The sequence below is a fragment of the Pseudomonas sp. RAC1 genome (assembly GCF_030658255.1).
Lineage (GTDB): Bacteria > Pseudomonadota > Gammaproteobacteria > Pseudomonadales > Pseudomonadaceae > Aquipseudomonas > Aquipseudomonas boreofloridensis.
In genome coordinates, this window is sequence record NZ_JAUTXS020000008.1 from 1 (window position 1) to 19,611 (window position 19,611).

17 protein-coding genes and 1 pseudogene are annotated in these 19,611 nt (G+C 63.4%); 8 read left to right on the top strand and 10 right to left on the bottom strand.

The window, feature by feature from the left end; genetic code table 11:
* Nucleotides 1-229: 229 nt before the first annotated feature.
* Both Q7C30_RS00965 and hutC read right to left on the bottom strand, forming a co-directional pair.
* On the bottom strand, nucleotides 230-805 hold the full coding sequence (locus tag Q7C30_RS00965; protein ID WP_317870322.1) for a HutD family protein: 576 nt from the start codon (nucleotides 803-805) through the stop codon (nucleotides 230-232).
* The gene (gene hutC / locus Q7C30_RS00970; RefSeq protein ID WP_162889581.1) at nucleotides 802-1,512 is read right to left on the bottom strand and encodes a histidine utilization repressor; all 711 of its coding nucleotides are present in this window, start codon (nucleotides 1,510-1,512) and stop codon (nucleotides 802-804) included. The genes Q7C30_RS00965 and hutC overlap by 4 nt, the downstream gene beginning before the upstream one ends.
* 141 nt (nucleotides 1,513-1,653) lie before the next feature.
* Here hutC and Q7C30_RS00975 point away from each other — a divergent pair, with 141 nt between their 5' ends.
* On the top strand, nucleotides 1,654-3,018 hold the full coding sequence (locus Q7C30_RS00975; protein WP_317870324.1) for a formimidoylglutamate deiminase: 1,365 nt from the start codon (nucleotides 1,654-1,656) through the stop codon (nucleotides 3,016-3,018).
* A gap of 45 nt (nucleotides 3,019-3,063) precedes the next feature.
* Here the strand turns inward: Q7C30_RS00975 and Q7C30_RS00980 are convergent, their stop codons facing one another.
* From Q7C30_RS00980 to Q7C30_RS01000, 5 genes are all read right to left on the bottom strand, one after another.
* Complete coding sequence (locus tag Q7C30_RS00980; protein ID WP_039582690.1) at nucleotides 3,064-3,636, bottom strand: lipocalin family protein; 573 nt, start codon at nucleotides 3,634-3,636, stop codon at nucleotides 3,064-3,066.
* On the bottom strand, nucleotides 3,633-3,887 hold the full coding sequence (gene bamE, locus Q7C30_RS00985; protein ID WP_029614711.1) for an outer membrane protein assembly factor BamE: 255 nt from the start codon (nucleotides 3,885-3,887) through the stop codon (nucleotides 3,633-3,635). The genes Q7C30_RS00980 and bamE overlap by 4 nt, the downstream gene beginning before the upstream one ends.
* Nucleotides 3,888-4,091: 204 nt before the next feature.
* Complete coding sequence (locus tag Q7C30_RS00990) at nucleotides 4,092-4,688, bottom strand: DUF924 family protein (RefSeq protein ID WP_029614710.1); 597 nt, start codon at nucleotides 4,686-4,688, stop codon at nucleotides 4,092-4,094.
* 3 nt (nucleotides 4,689-4,691) lie between these two features.
* Nucleotides 4,692-5,702, bottom strand: a complete 1,011-nt coding sequence (locus Q7C30_RS00995) for a class 1 fructose-bisphosphatase (RefSeq protein WP_317870325.1) — start codon at nucleotides 5,700-5,702, stop codon at nucleotides 4,692-4,694.
* A gap of 174 nt (nucleotides 5,703-5,876) precedes the next feature.
* Nucleotides 5,877-8,327 carry a glycogen/starch/alpha-glucan phosphorylase gene (locus tag Q7C30_RS01000; RefSeq protein WP_317870326.1) on the bottom strand — a complete coding sequence of 817 codons (2,451 nt, stop codon included), beginning with the start codon at nucleotides 8,325-8,327 and terminating at the stop codon, nucleotides 5,877-5,879.
* Nucleotides 8,328-8,512: 185 nt separating this feature from the next.
* On the opposite strand from Q7C30_RS01000, the gene Q7C30_RS01005 reads away from it, so the two are divergent.
* Both Q7C30_RS01005 and Q7C30_RS01010 read left to right on the top strand, forming a co-directional pair.
* Entirely contained in the window at nucleotides 8,513-8,911 is a 399-nt protein-coding gene (locus tag Q7C30_RS01005; RefSeq protein ID WP_029614709.1) for a YkgJ family cysteine cluster protein, read from the top strand.
* A gap of 98 nt (nucleotides 8,912-9,009) precedes the next feature.
* Nucleotides 9,010-9,282: pseudogene (locus tag Q7C30_RS01010) on the top strand (alkaline phosphatase family protein); the annotation flags it as partial.
* A 161-nt stretch (nucleotides 9,283-9,443) separates the two neighbouring features.
* Here the strand turns inward: Q7C30_RS01010 and typA are convergent.
* Both typA and thiI read right to left on the bottom strand, forming a co-directional pair.
* The gene (typA, locus tag Q7C30_RS01015) at nucleotides 9,444-11,264 is read right to left on the bottom strand and encodes a translational GTPase TypA (RefSeq protein ID WP_039582676.1); all 1,821 of its coding nucleotides are present in this window, start codon (nucleotides 11,262-11,264) and stop codon (nucleotides 9,444-9,446) included.
* A 127-nt stretch (nucleotides 11,265-11,391) separates the two neighbouring features.
* Complete coding sequence (gene thiI / locus Q7C30_RS01020) at nucleotides 11,392-12,846, bottom strand: tRNA uracil 4-sulfurtransferase ThiI (protein WP_039582674.1); 1,455 nt, start codon at nucleotides 12,844-12,846, stop codon at nucleotides 11,392-11,394.
* A 427-nt stretch (nucleotides 12,847-13,273) separates the two neighbouring features.
* Here thiI and glnA point away from each other — a divergent pair, with 427 nt between their 5' ends.
* The 4 genes from glnA to ntrC all read left to right on the top strand — a co-directional run bounded on the left by glnA (nucleotide 13,274) and on the right by ntrC (nucleotide 18,143).
* Complete coding sequence (gene glnA, locus Q7C30_RS01025) at nucleotides 13,274-14,680, top strand: glutamate--ammonia ligase (protein ID WP_039582672.1); 1,407 nt, start codon at nucleotides 13,274-13,276, stop codon at nucleotides 14,678-14,680.
* Between the two features lie 150 nt (nucleotides 14,681-14,830).
* On the top strand, nucleotides 14,831-15,373 hold the full coding sequence (locus Q7C30_RS01030; protein WP_317870327.1) for a chorismate mutase: 543 nt from the start codon (nucleotides 14,831-14,833) through the stop codon (nucleotides 15,371-15,373).
* 251 nt (nucleotides 15,374-15,624) lie between these two features.
* Nucleotides 15,625-16,710: a nitrogen regulation protein NR(II) gene (gene glnL / locus Q7C30_RS01035; RefSeq protein ID WP_039582670.1), complete on the top strand. Its 1,086-nt coding sequence runs from the start codon at nucleotides 15,625-15,627 to the stop codon at nucleotides 16,708-16,710.
* The gene (ntrC, locus tag Q7C30_RS01040; RefSeq protein ID WP_039582669.1) at nucleotides 16,707-18,143 is read left to right on the top strand and encodes a nitrogen regulation protein NR(I); all 1,437 of its coding nucleotides are present in this window, start codon (nucleotides 16,707-16,709) and stop codon (nucleotides 18,141-18,143) included. The genes glnL and ntrC overlap by 4 nt, the downstream gene beginning before the upstream one ends.
* Before the next feature lie 517 nt (nucleotides 18,144-18,660).
* Here the strand turns inward: ntrC and Q7C30_RS01045 are convergent.
* Complete coding sequence (locus Q7C30_RS01045) at nucleotides 18,661-19,098, bottom strand: hypothetical protein (RefSeq protein WP_317870328.1); 438 nt, start codon at nucleotides 19,096-19,098, stop codon at nucleotides 18,661-18,663.
* Here Q7C30_RS01045 and trmL point away from each other — a divergent pair.
* Nucleotides 19,097-19,552: a tRNA (uridine(34)/cytosine(34)/5-carboxymethylaminomethyluridine(34)-2'-O)-methyltransferase TrmL gene (trmL, locus tag Q7C30_RS01050; protein WP_295487694.1), complete on the top strand. Its 456-nt coding sequence runs from the start codon at nucleotides 19,097-19,099 to the stop codon at nucleotides 19,550-19,552. The genes Q7C30_RS01045 and trmL overlap by 2 nt on opposite strands.
* The last annotated feature ends 59 nt before the right edge of the window (nucleotides 19,553-19,611 follow it).

The window sequence follows — 19,611 nt, forward strand, 5'->3', positions numbered from 1 at the left end:
GGGGCCATGGATGGCCCCTAAGCGCGGTACCCCCGGAGTGCCACCGGCGCGAGGGAACCCCGCAGCGCAGCGAAGGGGCCGGATGCGGGAGCAAGCGGTTTTTGCCCCCTTTTTTCCAAGAAAAAAAGGGGGTCGCCGTAAGGGCGAAAAGGTGAATCAGCCTCACCCAATCCACCGGATTAGCCCACCAAAAAAAGCAGCCCCCAAAACCCAAACCCCCAACAGCCAATCACCCCCCAACCCGAGTCAACTCAACAACACAACACACCCCAGAAACCTCAACCCCCACCACCCCCTCACGACCACTCACCATCAAACAGTCATACCCCCCCAACAAAACCCCACCCCCATCAATCTCAACCCCCACCTCCCCGCCCCCGGCAAACACCACCACCGTCCCAGCATCACTAAAGAACCGCGCCCGCCCTTCAAACCACTGCAACCGAGCCCTATAAAGATCAGGCGCATAGATGAGGTTGAAATCCCGAATCCCCCCACCAGGCAACGTACAAGCCACCTCACTGTCCCCCTTGAAGGCAAAGGCATCGAACACCCGCAACAACCGGCTCCGCTGCCCATCCACCGTCAAGTACATACCCTCACCCTGCAACACACTGATGATCCGCTGATACCCCGCAAACCGTGAAAAGCCCCCAGAAGACTCGATATCGGCAATCGACAACCGCCAGCCAAAGCCCTCGAGCCCCTCCCCCGCATCGCGGGCAATTTCTTCAGTGGAGCCACCCCCGTTCTTCCAGGGCATGCGCGGATAATCGCGGGCACGCAACACACGGACCCCGCTCATTTGCTGAACCGTCCTTCCAGGCGATGGCGCGAGCCAGGGTGAATCAACCGCGCCGCGGTGACCGGCTGGCGCCCCGACCACGTACGTCGACGAATGAGCAAGCAAGGTTCACCACGCTCGATCTGCAACAACTGGCATTCGTCCGGCTCCGCCAGGATCGCCTCGACCACATGCTCGCCCTCGGTCAAAGGCGCCACTTGCGACAAATAGGCGTAGGGCGTCTGCCGGGTGAAATCCTGCTCCAGGTAACCCGGCGCGATGGCGGCGTTGACGTAGCGGTCTTCGATCTGCACCGGCACCTCGTTTTCGAAGTGCACGATCAGCGAATGAAACACCCGCTGGCCTTCGCGCATGTCCAGCGCCAGGGCGCGCTCGGAGCCGGCCGCTTCCTCGGCGAGGACGATCACCTGGCAGCGGTGCCGATGCCCGCGACTGGCGATCTCGTCGGCGATGTTGTTGACTTCGAACAGCGCCGAGCGGGTCTTGGGCTCGGCGACGAAGGTGCCGACACCCTGCATGCGCACCAACAGCCCGTCGGCAGTGAGCTCGCGCAGGGCGCGGTTGATGGTCATGCGGCTGAAGCCCAACTGGCTGACCAGCTCGCTCTCCGACGGCACGCGGTGATGCGGCGGCCAACTGCCGGTTTCGATCTGCTGGACGATCATCTGCTTGACCCGGGCATACAGCGGCGCCGGCCCTTCGCCCATCTGGGCCACCAGCGCGGAGACAGAGGGTGTCGGCACGGTCGTGCATCCTTGTGCAAAGTGAGTGGCGGTAGCTTGCCGCAGTTTACCCGGCAGGCAAACGTCTGTATATGTATATACAAATAACCACAGGGTGACCGACCGATGTCCGCCTATTTCGCCGAACGTGCCCTGCTGCCTTCGGGCTGGGCCAGCAACGTGCGCCTGGAAGTCTGCGCCAACGGACAGATCCAACGCCTGGACTGCAACGCCAGTGCCGAAGGTGCCGAGCGCCTCGCCGGCCCGCTGCTGCCGGGCATGCCCAACCTGCATTCGCACGCCTTCCAGCGCGCCATGGCGGGCCTGGCCGAAGTGGTCGGCAACCCCAACGACAGCTTCTGGACCTGGCGCGACCTGATGTACCGCCTGGTCGGCCTGATCACTCCCGACCAGTTGCAGGTCATCGCCCGCCAGCTCTACATCGAGATGCTCAAGGCCGGCTACACCTCGGTGGCCGAGTTCCACTACGTGCACCATGACGCCGCCGGCCAGCCATACGCCGACCCCACCGAGCTGTCACGCCAGGTCAGCGCTGCCGCCAGCGCCAGCGGTATCGGCCTCACCCTGCTGCCGGTGCTCTACAGCCATTCCGGCTTTGGCGGGCAGGCTCCGAACGACGGCCAGCGCCGCTTCATCAATTCCACCGAACAGTACCTGCGCCTGCAGCAGCAACTCGCGCCGCTCGTGGCCGCACACCCTGCGCAACACCTGGGGCTGTGCTTCCACTCGCTGCGCGCGGTCACCCCACGGCAGATCGCCGAGGTGCTGCAGGCCAGCGATGCCACCTGCCCGGTGCATATCCATATCGCCGAGCAACAGAAGGAAGTCGACGACTGCCTGAGCTGGAGCGGGCGCCGTCCTTTGCAGTGGCTGTATGAGCACGTGCCAGTGGATCAGCGCTGGTGCCTGGTCCACGCCACCCATGCCGAAGCCGACGAAGTCAGCGCCATGGCGCGCAGCGGCGCGGTGGCCGGGCTGTGCCTGACCACCGAGGCCAACCTGGGCGACGGCCTGTTTCCGGCCGTAGCGTTCCTCGCCCAGGGCGGACGCCTGGGCATCGGCTCGGACAGCCATGTTTCGCTCAGCGTGGTCGAGGAACTGCGCTGGCTGGAGTACGGCCAGCGCCTGCGCGACCAGCGCCGCAACCGCTTGTACCGCAGCGACCAGCCGATGGTCGGCCGCACGCTGTTCGACGCGGCCGTGGCCGGCGGCGCGCAGGCGCTGGGACAAAACGTCGGCGAACTGGCGGTCGGCAAGCGCGCCGACTGGCTGGTGCTCGACGGTCAGGATCCGTACATCGCCACCTCGCAGGGCGACGCCGTGCTCAACCGCTGGCTGTTCGCCGGCAGCGACCGGCAGGTGCGCGATGTGATGGTCAACGGACGGTGGGTGGTGAGACAGGGGCGCCATGCCCTGGAAGACGACAGTGCCCAGGCGTTCGCGCAGGTGTTGCGCGCATTACTGGGCTGAGTGAAGCGCGGCCACTTCAGTAAAGGGCCGCGCGATTCGCACCGATCAGTGCCGGGCGACGATCTGCTTGTCCGACACACGCCAGACCAGCCGGCTGGTGTCATAGCCCTGCTGGCGCGCCTTGGACAGCAAGTGCTCGCGCTGCCAGGCCGGCAGGCTCGGGGTCCGCGACAAGATCCACAGGTAGCGACGGTTCGGACTGCCGACGATTGCCGTCTGGTAGTGCTCGTCCACGTACAGAATCCAGTAATCGGCGCGGGTCAGGCCCGGCACCAGGCGGCTGAACCAATTGTCGAACTCCACCCACAGCTTGTCGGTGTGCCCCGGCTCCTCAATGCCCGCATGGCCCTCGGCGCGCAGCCACTCGTCACCCTCGGTGCGGCAGCGATTGAGCACGCCCAGGCTGCCATCGGGCTTGAGGTTGTAATGAGCTTCGGACTGCGCGCAGTCCTGCTGGAAGCGCATCGGCAAGCGCGCCAGTTCGTACCATTTGCCCTGATAGCGCTTGAGGTCGACGTGGCCGGCGGTCTTGGGCGCCAGCGGATCCACCGACGAACTCGCACAGCCGCCCAGCGCCAGCGCCAAACCCAGCGCCAGCAGCACAGGCCAGCGCTTCATTTGAGGCCCTGCCCGGAGTACATCAGCACTTTGTCGGCGGCGTACTGGACGCTGATGAAGCTGCTCTCGTCGCCCCAGGTACAACTGCTCATACCCAGCGCACCGGAGCATTCCTTCGGCGTGCCGAGCAATTGCTCGACCTCGACCTTGGTCATGCCGGCCTTGAGCTTGGCGTAGTTTTCCTGGTTGATCTTGCTGCACGCGGTCAGCACGACCATCAACGACAGCAGGGCGATAGAACGCAACGACATGAAGGGCTCTCCTGGAGATGAATGCAACAGGCGAGACGGCCTGCAGAGCCCTTAGAAGCGAAAATGCCTCCCCGGTTCCCTGACAAGCCTGCTTTCGTATCAGACCGTTCGTCGGCACACGCCCACCACGACGCACCACGTGTAAGCGCGGTGCGTCAAGGGCGATGCAAGGGGAACACGGAGCCCGGAAGCGGCCCCGTCGACTCAGAACCGGGAGCCCGGTTCGAGCAGGAAATCCATCTCTTCGCTGGTGCTGGGACGATCGAGCACCAGGTTGCGATGGGGAAAGCGACCGAAGCGCTCGATCACTCGCTGGTGCTGCTCGGCGTAGTCGAGGAAGCCTTCGAACAAACGACGGTTGGCCTCGGGCTGTTCGTCCAGCAGCGCGCGATAGCGCTCCACGCTCAGGTTCTGCCAGTCCAGCACCTCGGCGTGCTCCAGCACCAGCAGCACGAACACCCGCTGGATCGGCAGCAACTGGTAATCCCAGCCCTTTTGCAGACCCTGCATGGCCACCACCTGCGCACGCCGGTCGCCCTCGAAGGCGCGCGGCGTGTCGCGATAGATCATGCGCGGGAGCTGGTCGAGCAGCAGCAGCAACCCCAGCCAGCCTTGCGGGCTCTGCTGCCAGTCCTCGAGCCCACCGGCCAGGGCCTGCTCGACCTGATCACCGAACAGCGCCTGGGCGTCGGCGTCATGGTGCTTGCCGAACCACAGCGTGCTCTTCTCGTCAGCCACGGCCTGGGCACTGCTGCCCCAACCGAACCACCACTCCAGCAACGGCTGCCAAGGTGCGAGCATGTCTTACTCCTTGTGATAGGCGGTGACGCGCTCGACCTCTTGCTTCGAGCCGAGGATGACCGACACGCGCTGGTGCAGGCTCTCCGGCTTGATGTCGAGGATGCGCTCGTAACCGTTGGTCGATGCGCCACCGGCCTGCTCGATGATGAAGGACATCGGGTTGGCTTCGTACATCAGGCGCAGCTTGCCCGGCTTGCTCGGCTCGCGAGCGTCGCGCGGGTACATGAACAGGCCGCCACGGGTGAGGATGCGGTGCACGTCCGCCACCATCGAAGCGATCCAGCGCATGTTGTAGTTCTTCTGCAGCGGACCGGTCTCACCGGCCAGCAGCTCGTCGACGTAGCGCTTGACCGGGGCTTCCCAGTGACGCTGGTTGGACATGTTGATGGCGAACTCGGCGGTGGTTTCCGGCACGCAGATGTTTTCGTGGGTGAGCACGAAGCTGCCCAGCTCGCGGTCCAGGGTGAAGCCCTTGACGCCGCTGCCCAGGGTGAGGATCAGCATGGTCTGCGGGCCGTAGATGGCATAACCGGCGGCGACCTGCTCGGTGCCTGGCTGCAGGAAGGCGTTCTCGTTCAGGGTTTCGTTCTGGCTCAGGTACTCGTTCGGGCAGCGCAGTACCGAGAAGATGGTGCCGACCGAGACGTTGACGTCGATGTTCGACGAACCGTCCAGCGGGTCGAAGACCAGCAGATAGGCGCCTTTGGGATAACGGCCCGGAATCTGGTAGGCGTTGTCCATTTCCTCGGACGCCATGCCGGCCAGGTGGCCGCCCCACTCGTTGGCCTCCAGCAGGATGTCGTTGGAAATGACGTCGAGTTTTTTCTGCACTTCGCCTTGCACGTTTTCGGTGCCCATGCTGCCCAGCACGCCACCCAGGGCGCCTTTGGACACGTGGTGGCTGATTTCCTTGCACGCGCGCGCCACCACTTCGATCAGGAAGCGCAGATCGGCAGGAGTGTTGTTGCTGCGGGTCTGCTCAATCAGATAGCGACTCAGGGTAACGCGGGACATGTATGGCTCCGAAAAGGAAGAGGGGGTAAAAACCCTCGCAGTTTACAGGGAGAGCTGCGCCCTAGCGAGCGTCGAGGTGGGGCTGGGCAGTGAGACGACGAATAAGGTCGGGAGTTCAGCCGCGCCGGTGATCCTGCTGGCCGACAGATGCAGGTTCACCGGCGCGGCCTGAGCTCAATCCAAGGCCTTCCAGATCTCGGTCGCGTACTCGCGAATGGTCCGGTCCGAGGAGAACCAGCCCATCCGCGCGGTGTTGAGCACTGCCATGCGCCACCAGTCCTGCGGCGCGTGCCACAGGTCCTCGACACGCCGCTGGGCATCCCAGTAGGCGTCGAAGTCGGCGCAGACCAGGAAGCGGTCGTAGGCGATCAGACCGTCGATCAGCCCGGCGTAGCGCCCCGGATCGTCCGGCGAGAACACCCCGCTGCGAATGGCCTGCAACACATCGCCCAGGCGCCCGGAGGCGTCGATCGCCGCCGTGGCGCCGAAGTCGCCGGCGCGCTTGCGCGCTTCCACCTGCTGCGCGGTCAGGCCGAAGATGAACATGTTCTCCGCGCCCAACTGCTCGCACATCTCGACGTTGGCGCCATCGAGCGTGCCGATGGTCAGCGCGCCATTGAGGGCGAACTTCATGTTGCTGGTGCCGGACGCCTCGTAGCCGGCCGTGGAGATCTGCTCGGAAAGGTCCGCCGCGGGAATGATGCTCTCGGCCAGGCTGACGTTGTAGTTGGGCAGGAACACCACCTTGAGCAGGCCGCGCACGGTCGGGTCGTTGTTGACCACCCGGGCGATGTCGTTGGTCAGCTTGATGATCAGCTTGGCCTGGTGGTAACTGGCCGCCGCCTTGCCGGCGAAGATCTTCACCCGCGGCGCCCACTGGGTGCCGGGATCGTTGCGCATGGCCTGGTACAGCGCCACGGTGTGCAGCAGGTTGAGCAACTGGCGCTTGTACTCGTGGATGCGCTTGACCTGCACATCGAACAGCGCCTCGGGATTGACCGTGACGCCGACGCGGTCCTGGATGATGCTGGCCAGGGCGCGCTTGCTGTGCAGGCGCTGGGCCGCGAACTGTTTACGGAAGGTGTTCTTCTCGGCGAACGGCTCCAGCGCCTTGAGCCCGCCTTGCGGGTCGTCCAGCAGCCCGGCACCCAGCGCCTCGACCAGCATGGCCGTGAGCGGCGGGTTGGCCTGGTACAGCCAGCGGCGGAAGGTGATGCCATTGGTCTTGTTGTTGATGCGCTGCGGGTAGAGCTTGTGCAGCTCGGCGAACACCGTGCTCTTCATCAATTGGCTGTGCAGCGCCGACACCCCGTTGACGCTGTGCGAACCGAGGAACGCCAGGTTGCCCATGCGCACGCGCCGGCCGTTGTCTTCCTCGATCAGCGACACCGCGCGCAGCACGTCGAAGTCATGCTGCCCTTTGGCGCGCAGCGCATCGATGTGGTACGCGTTGATCAGGTAGATGATCTGCATGTGCCGCGGCAGCATGCGCTCCATCAGCGCCACCGGCCAGGTCTCCAGCGCCTCGGGCAGCAGCGTGTGGTTGGTGTAGGCCAAGGTGCCGACGGTCAGCTCCCAGGCGGTGTCCCACGGGATCTCGTGCTGGTCCACCAGCAGGCGCATCAGCTCGGCCACGGCGATCGACGGATGCGTGTCGTTGAGCTGGATCGCGGCCGCATCCGGCAGGTTGAGCAGGTTCTGGTGCATGTTCAGGTGACGGCGCAGCAGGTCCTGCAGCGAGGCGGAGACGAAGAAGTACTCCTGGCGCAAGCGCAGTTCCTGCCCCGCTTCGGTGCTGTCGGCCGGGTACAGCACCCGCGAGATGCTCTCGGCGCGGGCCACCTCGGCCACCGCGCCCAGGTGGTCGCCGGCGTTGAAGCGCTCCAGGTGCAGCTCTTCCAGCGCCCGGGCCCGCCACAGGCGCAGGGTGTTGACGCTGGAGCCGCGCCAGCCCACCACCGGCGTGTCGTAGGCCACCGCGCGCACGCTCTCGCCCGGCGTCCACACCTGACGCGCCACGCCGTGGGCGTCATGCAGGGTCTCGACGCTGCCGCCGAAACTGATCGGGTAGATCACCTCGGCGCGCTCGAACTCCCAGGGGTTGCCGAAATCCAGCCAGTTCTCGGTCTGCTCCTGCTGCCAGCCATCGACGATGGCCTGGCGGAACAACCCGTGCTCGTAGCGGATGCCATAGCCATGGGCAGCGATGCCGAGGGTCGACATGCTCTCCATGAAGCAGGCGGCCAGCCGCCCCAGGCCACCGTTGCCCAGCGCCGCGTCGGGCTCCAGCAGACGGATACGCTCCAGGTCCACGTCCAGGCCTTCCAGGGCTTCGCGCGCGATCTCCAGATAGCCCAGGTTGCTCAGGCTGTCGTACAGCAGGCGACCGATGAGAAATTCCAGGGAGAGGTAGTAGACCCGCTTCTGGCTGCGCCGGTAAGCCTGGCGCGTGTGATCCATCCAGTGATCGACCATGTGATCGCGTGCAGCCAGGGCGATGGCTTCGAACCAGTCGTGGTCGAAGGCGTGTTCCGGATCCTTGCCGACCGCGTAGGTCAGTTTGTCCAGTACAGCGGTGCGAAAAGCAGCCACCTCGGCGTCACGCGCTTTGGGTTCCTGAGACATCGGGCATCCTCGGGCAAGTTGACGAATACGCAAGGGAGAGTGATGAGACTAGACCCTTCGACAGGGCGTTGACATGACGGTTCGCAGTTTTCATGCCTAGCCGGGGTGTCCGGCAAAAGGTTGTACATAATTTGTACAACTCCGGTATGATCGCGCGCCCTCAGCCCCAGATCCGCCCGAAAACGATGAAACCGACCCTGATTGCCGCCGCCGAAGTCGACCGCCTGGAAACCTGGCAACGCTATGCCAGCCACATGTGCGGGGGCTGCCACTCGACCTGCTGCACGCTGCCGGTGGAAGTGAAGATCAAGGACTTGATCCGCATCGGCGTGGTGGACGAATTCGAAAAGGACGAGCCGCCGAAGAACGTCGCCAAGCGCCTGCAGAAAGACGGCATCATCGAGCGTTTCAATCAGAAGTCGGGGATCTTTACCCTGACCCGCATGAGCAACGACGACTGCCTCTATCTGGACCGCAAGAGCCGGCTGTGCACCATTTATGACAAGCGCCCGGACACCTGCCGCAATCATCCCAAGGTCGGACCACGGCCGGGGTATTGCGCCTACAAGCCGAAGAAAGTTTGAAGTTGCGAGCGGCAAGCGGCAAGAAAGAGCAAGAGCAATCAGGGCGTCGTAGCGGTGTCTCAGCCGGACCGGGCGCCTGCGCGGCCGTCTTCGATGACGAAGGGCCTCAACGTGGAGGCAATCTCAACCTGCACGCAGGCTACGCCGATGTCGCGTCCGGCGACCGGCATATCAACCGCGTGCTGAAGTGCTGCGAGAAAGCCCGCAATGGCACGACAGGGTGGTGATGTCAGCGTCGATGAAAACGGCGGCTGGTGGGACCACGTCGCCCAGCCGGCAGGCGACAGATGAGGCCCTGACTCACGGCGATGATCGCTCGCGCCCAGCAGCCCATGGGCGATCTGACCAACGCCTTGCAGTTCGGCGCCTAGCTCACTCAAGCGAGCCCACCGCACACTTACCGCTTACCGCTTGCCGCTTGCCGCTTGCCGCTTGCCGCTTGCCGCTTGCCGCTTGCCGCTTGCCGCTTGCCGCTAAAAAAAAACGCCCCCGGCCTTTCGACCGGGGGCGTTTTCATTCAGCCAGCGCTGACTCAGTTCTTGGCTTTCTTGGCAGCGCGGGTACGCTCGCCTTCGTCCAGGATCTTCTTGCGCAGACGGATCGACTTCGGCGTCACTTCGCACAGCTCGTCGTCCTGGATGAATTCCAGGGCCTGCTCGAGGGTGTGGCGAACCGGCGGAACCAGGGCGATGACTTCGTCTTTGCCCGAAGCACGCATGTTGTCCAGTTTCTTGCCCTTGGTCGGGTTCACGCCCAGGTCGTTGTCACGGCTGTTCAGACCGATGATCTGACCGTTGTAGATCTCCTGGCCGTGCTCGACGAACAGCTTGCCGCGCGCCTGCAGGGTTTCCAGCGAGTAGGTCAGTGCCTTGCCGGTTTCTACCGACACCAGGACGCCGTTCAGACGACCGGACATCTGGCCCGACTTCATGGTGTCGTAGCGGTCGAAGATCGAGGTCAGGATGCCTGCGCCGTTGGTCAGGGTCAGGAACTGGTTACGGAAACCGATCAGACCACGGGCCGGGATGTTGTACTCCAGACGCACACGGCCTTTGCCATCCGGCACCATGTTGGTCAGGTCGCCCTTACGCAGGCCCATCTCTTCCATGACCTTGCCCTGGGATTCTTCAGGGATGTCGATGGTGACGTTCTCGAACGGTTCCTGCTTGACGCCATCCACTTCGCGGATGATCACTTCAGGACGGCCTACGGCCATCTCGAAGCCTTCACGGCGCATGGTTTCGATCAGTACCGACAGGTGCAGTTCACCACGGCCGGAGACCTTGAACTTGTCCGGGGAGTCGGTCTCTTGAACGCGCAGGGCTACGTTGTACAGCAGCTCCTTGTCCAGACGGTCCTTGATGTTACGGCTGGTGACGAACTTGCCTTCCTTGCCGCAGAACGGCGAGTCGTTGACCTGGAAGGTCATCGAAACGGTGGGCTCGTCGACGGTCAGCGGCTTCATCGCTTCGACCGCGTCCGGTGCGCACAGGGTGTCGGAGATGAACAGCTCGTCGAAACCGCTGATGCAGACGATGTCGCCGGCCTGGGCTTCTTCGACGTCCACACGGTGCAGACCGTGGTGACCCATCAGCTTGAGGATACGGCCGTTGCGCTTCTTGCCGTCGGTGTCGATGGCGACCACCGGAGTGTTCGGCTTGACGCGACCACGGGCGATACGGCCAACGCCGATGACGCCGAGGAAGCTGTTGTAGTCCAGTGCCGAGATTTGCATCTGGAACGGACCGTCACGGTCGACCGAAGGCGCAGGTACGTTGTCGACGATCGACTGGTACAGCGGGGTCATGTCTTCGGCCATGGCGGTGTGGTCCAGGCCGGCGATGCCGTTCAGGGCCGAGGCGTAGACCACTTGGAAGTCCAGTTGGTCGTCGGTGGCGCCGAGGTTGTCGAACAGGTCGAAGATCTGGTCCAGAACCCAGTCAGGACGCGCGCCCGGACGGTCGACCTTGTTGATCACGACGATCGGCTTCAGACCGGCTTCGAAGGCCTTCTTGGTCACGAAGCGGGTTTGCGGCATCGGGCCGTCCTGGGCGTCGACCAGCAGCAGCACCGAATCGACCATCGACATCACACGCTCGACCTCGCCACCGAAGTCGGCGTGGCCGGGGGTGTCGACGATGTTGATGTGGTAGCCATTCCAGTTGATGGCGGTGTTCTTCGCCAGAATGGTGATGCCGCGCTCTTTTTCCTGGTCGTTGGAGTCCATGACGCGCTCGTCGTTGAGCTCATTACGTTCCAGGGTGCCGGACTGGCGCAGGAGTTTGTCGACCAGGGTGGTTTTACCATGGTCAACGTGGGCGATGATGGCGATGTTACGCAGATTTTCGATCACAACTGTATCTCGTGCAGAGGATTCGGTGGCCGCCAGTGTAGGCGGCGAATATGTACGAAAGCAGACTCAGCGGGCCCGTGGGTCGGGAGGGCGATGGCGGATGCTGCCGCCATACAGCCCTGGCGTCTTATGCCGGACGATAAACACGCACATTGGCATGTCCCTCACTGAGCAGATGGTGTGCGTGCAAACGGCTCATCACACCCTTGTCGCAATACAGCAAGTACTGGCGCGTGTCGTCCAGGTGCTTGAACTTGCTGTTGATGGCATAGAACGGCATGACCTGCACCTCGATGCCGTCGAGCACCAGCGGCTCGTCTTCCTGGGCATCGGGGTGGCGGATATCGACGACGATCTGGCCAGGCATCGCCTGCGCCACTTCCTCGACCTCGATGTCCTTGCCCAGCTCGTCGATCACATGGTCGATGGAGATGAACCGGGCGCGCTCGATGGCGCGTTCGAGCACGGCCATCTCGAACTGCTTCTCTTCGTGCTCCATGCGGTGACGCTTGGCATGGGTGGTCGGGTTCACCGAAATCACGCCGCAGTACTCGGGCATGTGCTTGGCGAAATCGGCGGTGCCGATCTGGTAGGCGGTGTCGATGATGTCCTGCTTGTGGCTGGCCAACAGCGGGCGCAGCACCAGCTTGTCGGTGGCCGAGTCGATGATCGCCAGGTTCGGCAGGGTCTGGCTCGACACCTGGGAAATCGCCTCGCCGGTGACCAGGGCATCGATCTGCAAACGCTCGGCCATGCGCGCGGCGGCGCGCAGCATCATGCGCTTGAGGGTGACGCCCATGTAGCTGTTGTCGACCTTGCCGAGGATCTCGCCGACCACTTCTTCGAACGGCACGCTGATGAACAGCACGCGCTGGCTGCTGCCGTACTTCTTCCACAGGAAGTGAGCGACTTCCATCACCCCCAGCTCGTGGGCGCGACCGCCGAGGTTGAAGAAGCAGAAATGGGTCATCAGGCCGCGGCGCATCATCTGGTAGGCCGCCACGGTGGAGTCGAAGCCACCGGACATCAGCACCAGCGTCTGCTCCAGCGCGCCCAGCGGGTAGCCGCCGATACCGTCGTGCTGACTGTGGATGACGAACAGGCGCTGGTCGCGGATCTCCAGGCGCACCACCACTTCCGGACGCTTGAGGTCGATACCGGCCGCGCCGCACTGCTGGCGCAACTGGCTACCGACGTAGCGGTCGACGTCCATCGAGGTGAAATCGTGGTGCCCCCCGCGCTTGCAGCGCACGGAGAAGCGTTTGCCGGCCAGCAGATGACCGTAGTGCTGCCTGCATTTTTCGACGATGTCGTCGAAGTCGCCCAGCGGATACTCCTGCACTTGCAGGAAGTGGGTGATCCCCGGGGTGCAGGTCAGGCGCTCGATCATCTCGCGCTGAATCTTCTCGTCCTCGAGGCGGGTGACCACTTCGAGATTGTCCCAGACACCGTTGACCACGAGCTCCGGATCCAGATCCTTGAGCACGTTGCGGATGTTCTTGCCGAGCTGGCGGATGAAGCGCTTGCGCACCGGCCGGCTCTTGATGGTGATCTCTGGGAAGACTTTGACGATAAGTTTCATTGGGTTAACAGCGCGCGCGGAGCCTGCCGAAAATGAGGGGCGCGAATTATAGCGGAAACAGGTAGAGATTTGAGCAACTTTTGATCAGAGGTTTACAGATAGGTGCCGCGTGGCGGTCTGACAGTGCTTCTAGCGGCCTGATGGCTGATGAATCGCCGCAGCCCCCAAACAAAGCACGCCCGCCCCACCTCCGCACCATATAAGTGCATTGCCAGCGAATGACGCCTTTTTTAGGTGCATATCGCCGTTGCGGGGGGCCCTTAGATGCCTATGGACGCCGCCTTTTATCCCGCCCTAGCCATTTTCGGGCACTGGCATGCAATTTGCTCCCTTGTGATGCAGGTAAGCTTGGCCGACTATCCGCGCCCGGCGACACCCTTTTTCCAGGGCAGCGGCCTACCGCGCTCTAGACCATCCGGAGGACAACATGTCGAAGTCGGTTCAACTCATCAAAGATCATGACGTCAAGTGGATTGATCTGCGTTTCACGGACACCAAAGGCAAACAGCACCACGTCACCATGCCGGCTCGCGATGCGCTGGATGATGAGTTCTTCGAAGCCGGCAAGATGTTCGACGGCTCCTCCATCGAAGGCTGGAAAGGCATCGAAGCCTCCGACATGATCCTGCTGCCGGACGATTCGTCCGCCGTGCTCGACCCGTTCACCGAAGAGCCGACCCTGATCCTGGTCTGCGACGTCATCGAACCTTCCACCATGCAAGGCTACGACCGCGACCCACGCGCCATCGCCAAGCGCGCCGAAGAGTTCCTGAAGTCCACCGGTATCGGTGACACCGTATTCGTCGGCCCTGAGCCTGAGTTCTTCATCTTCGACCAGGTCAAGTTCAAGTCGGACATCTCCGGCTCGATGTTCAAGATCTACTCCGAGCAAGGCTCCTGGATGACCGACCAGGACGTCGAAGGCGGCAACAAGGGCCACCGCCCGGCCGTCAAAGGCGGCTACTTCCCGGTTCCGCCGTGCGACCACGACCACGAAATCCGTACCGCCATGTGCAACGCCATGGAAGAAATGGGCCTGGTCGTCGAAGTGCACCACCACGAAGTGGCTACCGCCGGTCAGAACGAAATCGGCGTGAAGTTCAACACCCTGGTCACCAAGGCTGACGAAGTTCAGACCCTGAAGTACTGCGTGCACAACGTGGCCGATGCCTACGGCAAGACCGCCACCTTTATGCCCAAGCCTCTGTACGGCGACAACGGCTCGGGCATGCACGTGCACATGTCGATCTCCAAAGACGGCAAGAACACCTTCTCCGGCGAAGGCTATGCCGGCCTGTCCGACACCGCCCTGTACTTCATCGGCGGCATCATCAAGCACGGTAAGGCCCTGAACGGCTTCACCAACCCGGCCACCAACTCCTACAAGCGTCTGGTGCCTGGCTTCGAAGCGCCGGTCATGCTGGCCTACTCGGCCCGCAACCGTTCGGCCTCGATCCGTATTCCTTACGTGTCCAGCCCGAAAGCTCGCCGCATCGAAGCGCGCTTCCCGGACCCGGCCGCCAACCCGTACCTGTGCTTCGCCGCCCTGCTGATGGCCGGCCTGGACGGTATCCAGAACAAGATCCACCCAGGCGATGCCGCCGACAAGAACCTGTACGACCTGCCGCCTGAAGAGGCCAAGGAAATCCCGCAGGTCTGCGGTAGCTTGAAAGAAGCTCTGGAAGAGCTGGACAAGGGCCGTGCCTTCCTGACCAAAGGCGGCGTGTTCTCCGACGACTTCATCGATGCCTACATCGAGCTGAAGTCCGAAGAAGAGATCAAGGTGCGTACCTTCGTTCACCCGCTGGAATACGACCTGTACTACAGCGTCTGATGACTGCGGCGCTTGCGCCGTAGCGATCAACCCAAACGGCTTCCCTCGGGAAGCCGTTTGTATTTTTACGGTCACGCGGTTCGGACGCGTCCTACTGGTACACAAAAGGGCATTGGCCACACTCAGGTCTCCCATTTCAAGGAGATCGCCATGCGCCTCACCCCGCTCTGCCTGTTGTGCATCCTCGCCCTCACCGGCTGCCTGAAATCCCCGGATCCCGACCCCACCTTCGAGGCCCTGCTCGACAGCATCGAACAGCGTCTGGCCATCGCCGACGCCGTGGCCCTGCACAAGTGGGACAACGGCCAGCCAGTACAGGACAGTGCTCGCGAGCAGCAGGTGCTGGAAAGAGTGCGCAAGGCCGCATCGAGCCATAACGTCAGCCCGGAGCGTGCGACCCTGTTCTTCAGCGACCAGATCGAGGCCAACAAGCTGCGCCAGTACCATCTGCTCAGCCAGTGGAGCCTGGTGGAGGCCGCGCCAGACATTCCACGCCTGGACCTCACCCGTGAGATTCGCCCACAACTGGACCTGTTGCAGGCGCAGATGCTCGATCGCCTGGCGCGTTTCGACCGCGACCGGCCCGCGCAATGCGAGCACGCACTGGCCAAGGCCATCGGCCTGCGCTCCAGCGATGCCACTCGCCGCCTCATGCTGATCCGCGCCACCGCAAGCCTCTGCGCACGCGACTGACGAGCAATGCTCTATATTGGTGCAACAAATAGCTGAACGCCCTGCGGTGCAGCCCAAATCAGGTCAGTTGAATCGATAAAGCGTGAATTATTGAGCCGATTTTGCGCACAACCTGCGCTTCATCGGCCAATTCCGCTTCTTTTCGGAGCCTTGGTTTGTTTCTTGCATTTTCCAGGGCAACCAGCGGCTGACCCGTCTGCTTCTTGAGGCATGCGGGCCGGAACAGCGCCAATAGAGGTCGACAACGCACCATGACCATCAGCGATGCACAGCACCGACTGCTCCTGGACAACCTGACCACCGCGACCCTGCTGCTCAACAGCGAATTGCGCCTGGAGTACATGAACCCGGCCGCCGAGATGCTGCTGGCGGTCAGCGGTCAGCGCAGCCACGGCCAGTTCATCAGCGAACTGTTCACCGAATCGACCGAAGCGCTGCACTCCCTGCGCCAGGCCGTGGAGCAGGCGCATCCGTTCACCAAGCGCGAAGCCCAGTTGACCTCCCTGACCGGCCAGAGCATCACCGTGGACTACGCTGTCACGCCCATCCTGCATCAGGGCAACACCCTGCTGCTGCTCGAAGTGCACCCGCGTGATCGGCTGCTGCGCATCACCAAGGAAGAGGCGCAACTGAGCAAGCAGGAAACCACCAAGATGCTGGTGCGTGGTCTGGCCCACGAAATCAAGAACCCCTTGGGCGGGATTCGCGGCGCAGCGCAACTGCTGGCCCGCGAACTGCCCGAGGACGGTCTGCGCGACTACACCAACGTGATCATCGAAGAGGCAGACCGCCTGCGCAATCTGGTCGACCGCATGCTGGGCTCGAACAAACTGCCGTCGTTGGCAATGACCAACGTGCACGAAGTGCTGGAGCGGGTGTGCAGCCTGGTGGACGCCGAAGCCCAGGGCAGCATCACCCTGGTGCGCGACTACGACCCAAGCCTGCCGGACGTGCTGATCGACCGCGAGCAGATGATCCAGGCCGTGCTCAACATCGTGCGCAACGCCATGCAGGCGATCAACGGCCAGAACGAATTGCGCCTGGGCCGCATCACCCTGCGCAGCCGCGCCGTGCGCCAGTTCACCATCGGCCACGTGCGTCACCGCCTGGTGGCGCGGATCGAAATCACCGACAACGGCCCCGGCATCCCCGCGCAACTGCAGGACACCCTCTTTTATCCGATGGTCAGCGGACGCCCGGACGGCACCGGGCTGGGCCTGGCCATCACCCAGAACATCATCAGTCAGCATCAGGGGCTGATCGAGTGCGAAAGCCACCCTGGCCACACCACCTTTTCGATCTTCCTGCCCCTGGAACAAGGAGCCACAGCCCCATGAGCCGTAGTGAAACCGTGTGGATCGTCGACGATGATCGTTCCATCCGCTGGGTCCTGGAAAAGGCCCTGCAGCAGGAAGGCATGACCACCCAGAGCTTCGACAGCGCCGACGGGGTCATGGGACGCCTGGCCCGCCAGCAGCCGGACGTGATCATCTCCGACATCCGCATGCCCGGCACCAGCGGCCTGGACCTGCTGGCGCAGATCCGCGAAGCGCACCCGCGCCTGCCGGTGATCATCATGACCGCCCATTCCGACCTGGACAGCGCGGTGGCGTCGTACCAGGGCGGCGCCTTCGAGTACCTGCCCAAGCCATTCGATGTGGATGAGGCCGTGGCGCTGGTCAAGCGCGCCAACCAGCACGCCCAGGAGCAGCAGGCGCTACAAGCCCCACCGACCCTGGCGCGCACCCCGGAGATCATCGGCGAGGCGCCGGCGATGCAGGAGGTGTTCCGCGCCATCGGTCGCCTGAGCCACTCCAACATCACCGTGCTGATCAACGGCGAGTCCGGTACTGGCAAGGAGCTAGTCGCCCACGCCCTGCACCGCCACAGCCCGCGCGCCGCCGCGCCGTTCATCGCCCTGAACATGGCGGCGATTCCCAAGGACTTGATGGAGTCGGAGCTGTTCGGCCACGAAAAAGGTGCCTTCACCGGCGCGGCCAACTTGCGCCGCGGCCGCTTCGAGCAGGCCGATGGCGGCACGCTGTTCCTCGACGAAATCGGCGACATGCCCGCCGACACCCAGACGCGCCTGCTGCGCGTGCTGGCCGACGGCGAGTTCTACCGGGTCGGTGGACACCTACCGGTCAAGGTGGACGTGCGCATCATCGCCGCGACCCACCAGAACCTGGAATCGCTGGTGCAGGCCGGCAAGTTCCGCGAAGACTTGTTCCACCGCCTGAACGTGATTCGCATCCATATCCCGCGCCTGGCCGACCGGCGCGAGGACATTCCCGCGCTGGCCCGTCACTTCCTGGGGCGAGCGGCACGGGAGCTGGCAGTCGAACCGAAACTGCTCAAGCCGGAAACCGAAGAGTTCATGCGCAACCTGCCGTGGCCGGGCAACGTGCGTCAGATGGAAAACACCTGCCGCTGGATCACGGTGATGGCCTCGAGCCGCGAAGTGCTGATCAGCGACCTGCCGCCAGAACTGCTCAACCTGCCCCACGACGCGGCACCGATCACCAACTGGGAGCAGGCACTGCGCCAGTGGGCCGACCAGGCCCTCGCCCGCGGCCAGTCGAACCTGCTCGACAGCGCCGTGCCGAGCTTCGAGCGGATCATGATCGAGACCGCCCTCAAGCACACGGCCGGGCGTCGACGTGATGCGGCAGTGCTGCTGGGCTGGGGCCGCAACACCTTGACTCGCAAGATCAAGGAGCTGGGGATGAAGGTCGATGGCAGCGATGAGGACGACGGCGAGGAGCACTGATAGTCAGCGGTCGCTGTCATGACCGGGGCCGCTCATGGCGTGCTGCGGTTCACTTGAGATCTGTATGGCTGGCATAGGGGCTGCTGCGCAGCCCATCGCGACACAAGGCCACTCCTACTGGGTCCGTACAACCCCTATTTCAGGGTTTGCGCGGATTTTGTGGGAACGGCCTTGTGCCGCGATGGGCCGCGAAGCGGCCCTTTTCATTTCTGCCAGGACTTGCACCGATGCAGTGCCCGCTGCACCTGCGCAAGGCACAGGATAGGGAGCACCTCATCGAATAAAACCGGCAAGCCATTGAATTAAAAGGATTTTAGAAACTGGCACGACACCTGCAATAACACTGATAACGACAGTTTCGGGGACCCCGGTACAGGCAGGCCGGGACATCCCCCTCTTTATTCGCAACACCGCCCGTTTTGGGGACCTTGGTACAGGCAGGCCGAGACTCCCTCTTTTATTCGCAACACCGCCCGCTTCGGGGACCTCGGTACAGGCAGGCCGAGACTCCCCTCTTTTATTCGTGCAGCCTGACCTGCACCCGCCAACGCCCCGCGTCCTCTGCAGCGCTCCAGGTGCCTCGAAGGGGACGCGCGGCCACCAGGCTCAGCACCAGCCCCTCATCGCTACGCTGCAAACGCCAGCCCACCGGCCTTCCTTGCAAGGTCAACTGGCCACGCTGCGGTTTGCCCTCGGCCTGAAACACCAGCGCCACGGTGCCATTGACGTTCTCGCCATGCAGCTTGGGCGAGGCGTTGAACAACAAGTCCAGGCCATCATCGATGACCTGCACCTGTTCCAGCACACGCGGCTCGGGCGCCGTCAACCGACCGATCATCAAACCGACCATCACCCCGACGATGGCCATCGACATCAATACCCGCGGCCATGCCTTCGAACGCGGGTCCGGTTCGAGGGTAGAATGCGCGTCATCTTCCTGCCTGGGGCCGTGCATGTTCCACGTCATCCTCTTTCAACCTGAAATTCCGCCGAATACCGGCAATATCATCCGCCTGTGCGCCAACAGCGGCTGCGACCTGCACCTGATCGAGCCGATCGGTTTCGAGCTGGACGACAAGCGCCTGCGCCGGGCCGGGCTGGATTACCACGAGTATGCCACGCTCAAGCGCCACGACAGCCTGGCCCAGTGCCTGGAAAGCCTCGGCCAGCCGCGCCTGTTCGCCTTCACCACCAAGGGCTCGCACCCGTTCCATGAAGTGGCCTATCAACCCGGCGATGCGTTTTTGTTCGGCCCGGAGAGTCGTGGGCTGCCCGCTGAAGTGCTCGACAGCCTGCCCGCCGAACAACGCCTGCGGCTGCCCATGCGCCCGGGGTGCCGCAGCCTTAACCTGTCCAACACGGTGGCGGTGACGGTGTATGAGGCGTGGCGCCAGCAAGGATTCGCCTGAATCGGCGTAGGTAGGGTGGCCGGCGGCGGGGCGAATCCCCGCTGCCGGCAAAGAGAAGC

Excerpts from the sequence above, each read along its gene's own strand:
- Q7C30_RS00995 (WP_317870325.1), bottom strand. The coding sequence starts at position 5,702 with ATGTCCCGCGTTACCCTGAGTCGCTATCTGATTGAGCAGACCCGCAGC.
- Q7C30_RS01005 (WP_029614709.1), top strand. The coding sequence starts at position 8,513 with ATGAAACCGACCCTGATTGCCGCCGCCGAAGTCGACCGCCTGGAAACC.
- thiI (WP_039582674.1), bottom strand. The coding sequence starts at position 12,846 with ATGAAACTTATCGTCAAAGTCTTCCCAGAGATCACCATCAAGAGCCGG.
- Q7C30_RS01030 (WP_317870327.1), top strand. The coding sequence starts at position 14,831 with ATGCGCCTCACCCCGCTCTGCCTGTTGTGCATCCTCGCCCTCACCGGC.
- trmL (WP_295487694.1), top strand. The coding sequence starts at position 19,097 with ATGTTCCACGTCATCCTCTTTCAACCTGAAATTCCGCCGAATACCGGC.
- Q7C30_RS00990 (WP_029614710.1), bottom strand. The coding sequence starts at position 4,688 with ATGCTCGCACCTTGGCAGCCGTTGCTGGAGTGGTGGTTCGGTTGGGGC.
- Q7C30_RS01000 (WP_317870326.1), bottom strand. The coding sequence starts at position 8,327 with ATGTCTCAGGAACCCAAAGCGCGTGACGCCGAGGTGGCTGCTTTTCGC.
- glnA (WP_039582672.1), top strand. The coding sequence starts at position 13,274 with ATGTCGAAGTCGGTTCAACTCATCAAAGATCATGACGTCAAGTGGATT.
- Q7C30_RS00975 (WP_317870324.1), top strand. The coding sequence starts at position 1,654 with ATGTCCGCCTATTTCGCCGAACGTGCCCTGCTGCCTTCGGGCTGGGCC.
- Q7C30_RS01045 (WP_317870328.1), bottom strand. The coding sequence starts at position 19,098 with ATGCACGGCCCCAGGCAGGAAGATGACGCGCATTCTACCCTCGAACCG.
- hutC (WP_162889581.1), bottom strand. The coding sequence starts at position 1,512 with ATGGGCGAAGGGCCGGCGCCGCTGTATGCCCGGGTCAAGCAGATGATC.
- Q7C30_RS00980 (WP_039582690.1), bottom strand. The coding sequence starts at position 3,636 with ATGAAGCGCTGGCCTGTGCTGCTGGCGCTGGGTTTGGCGCTGGCGCTG.
- bamE (WP_029614711.1), bottom strand. The coding sequence starts at position 3,887 with ATGTCGTTGCGTTCTATCGCCCTGCTGTCGTTGATGGTCGTGCTGACC.
- Q7C30_RS00965 (WP_317870322.1), bottom strand. The coding sequence starts at position 805 with ATGAGCGGGGTCCGTGTGTTGCGTGCCCGCGATTATCCGCGCATGCCC.
- glnL (WP_039582670.1), top strand. The coding sequence starts at position 15,625 with ATGACCATCAGCGATGCACAGCACCGACTGCTCCTGGACAACCTGACC.
- ntrC (WP_039582669.1), top strand. The coding sequence starts at position 16,707 with ATGAGCCGTAGTGAAACCGTGTGGATCGTCGACGATGATCGTTCCATC.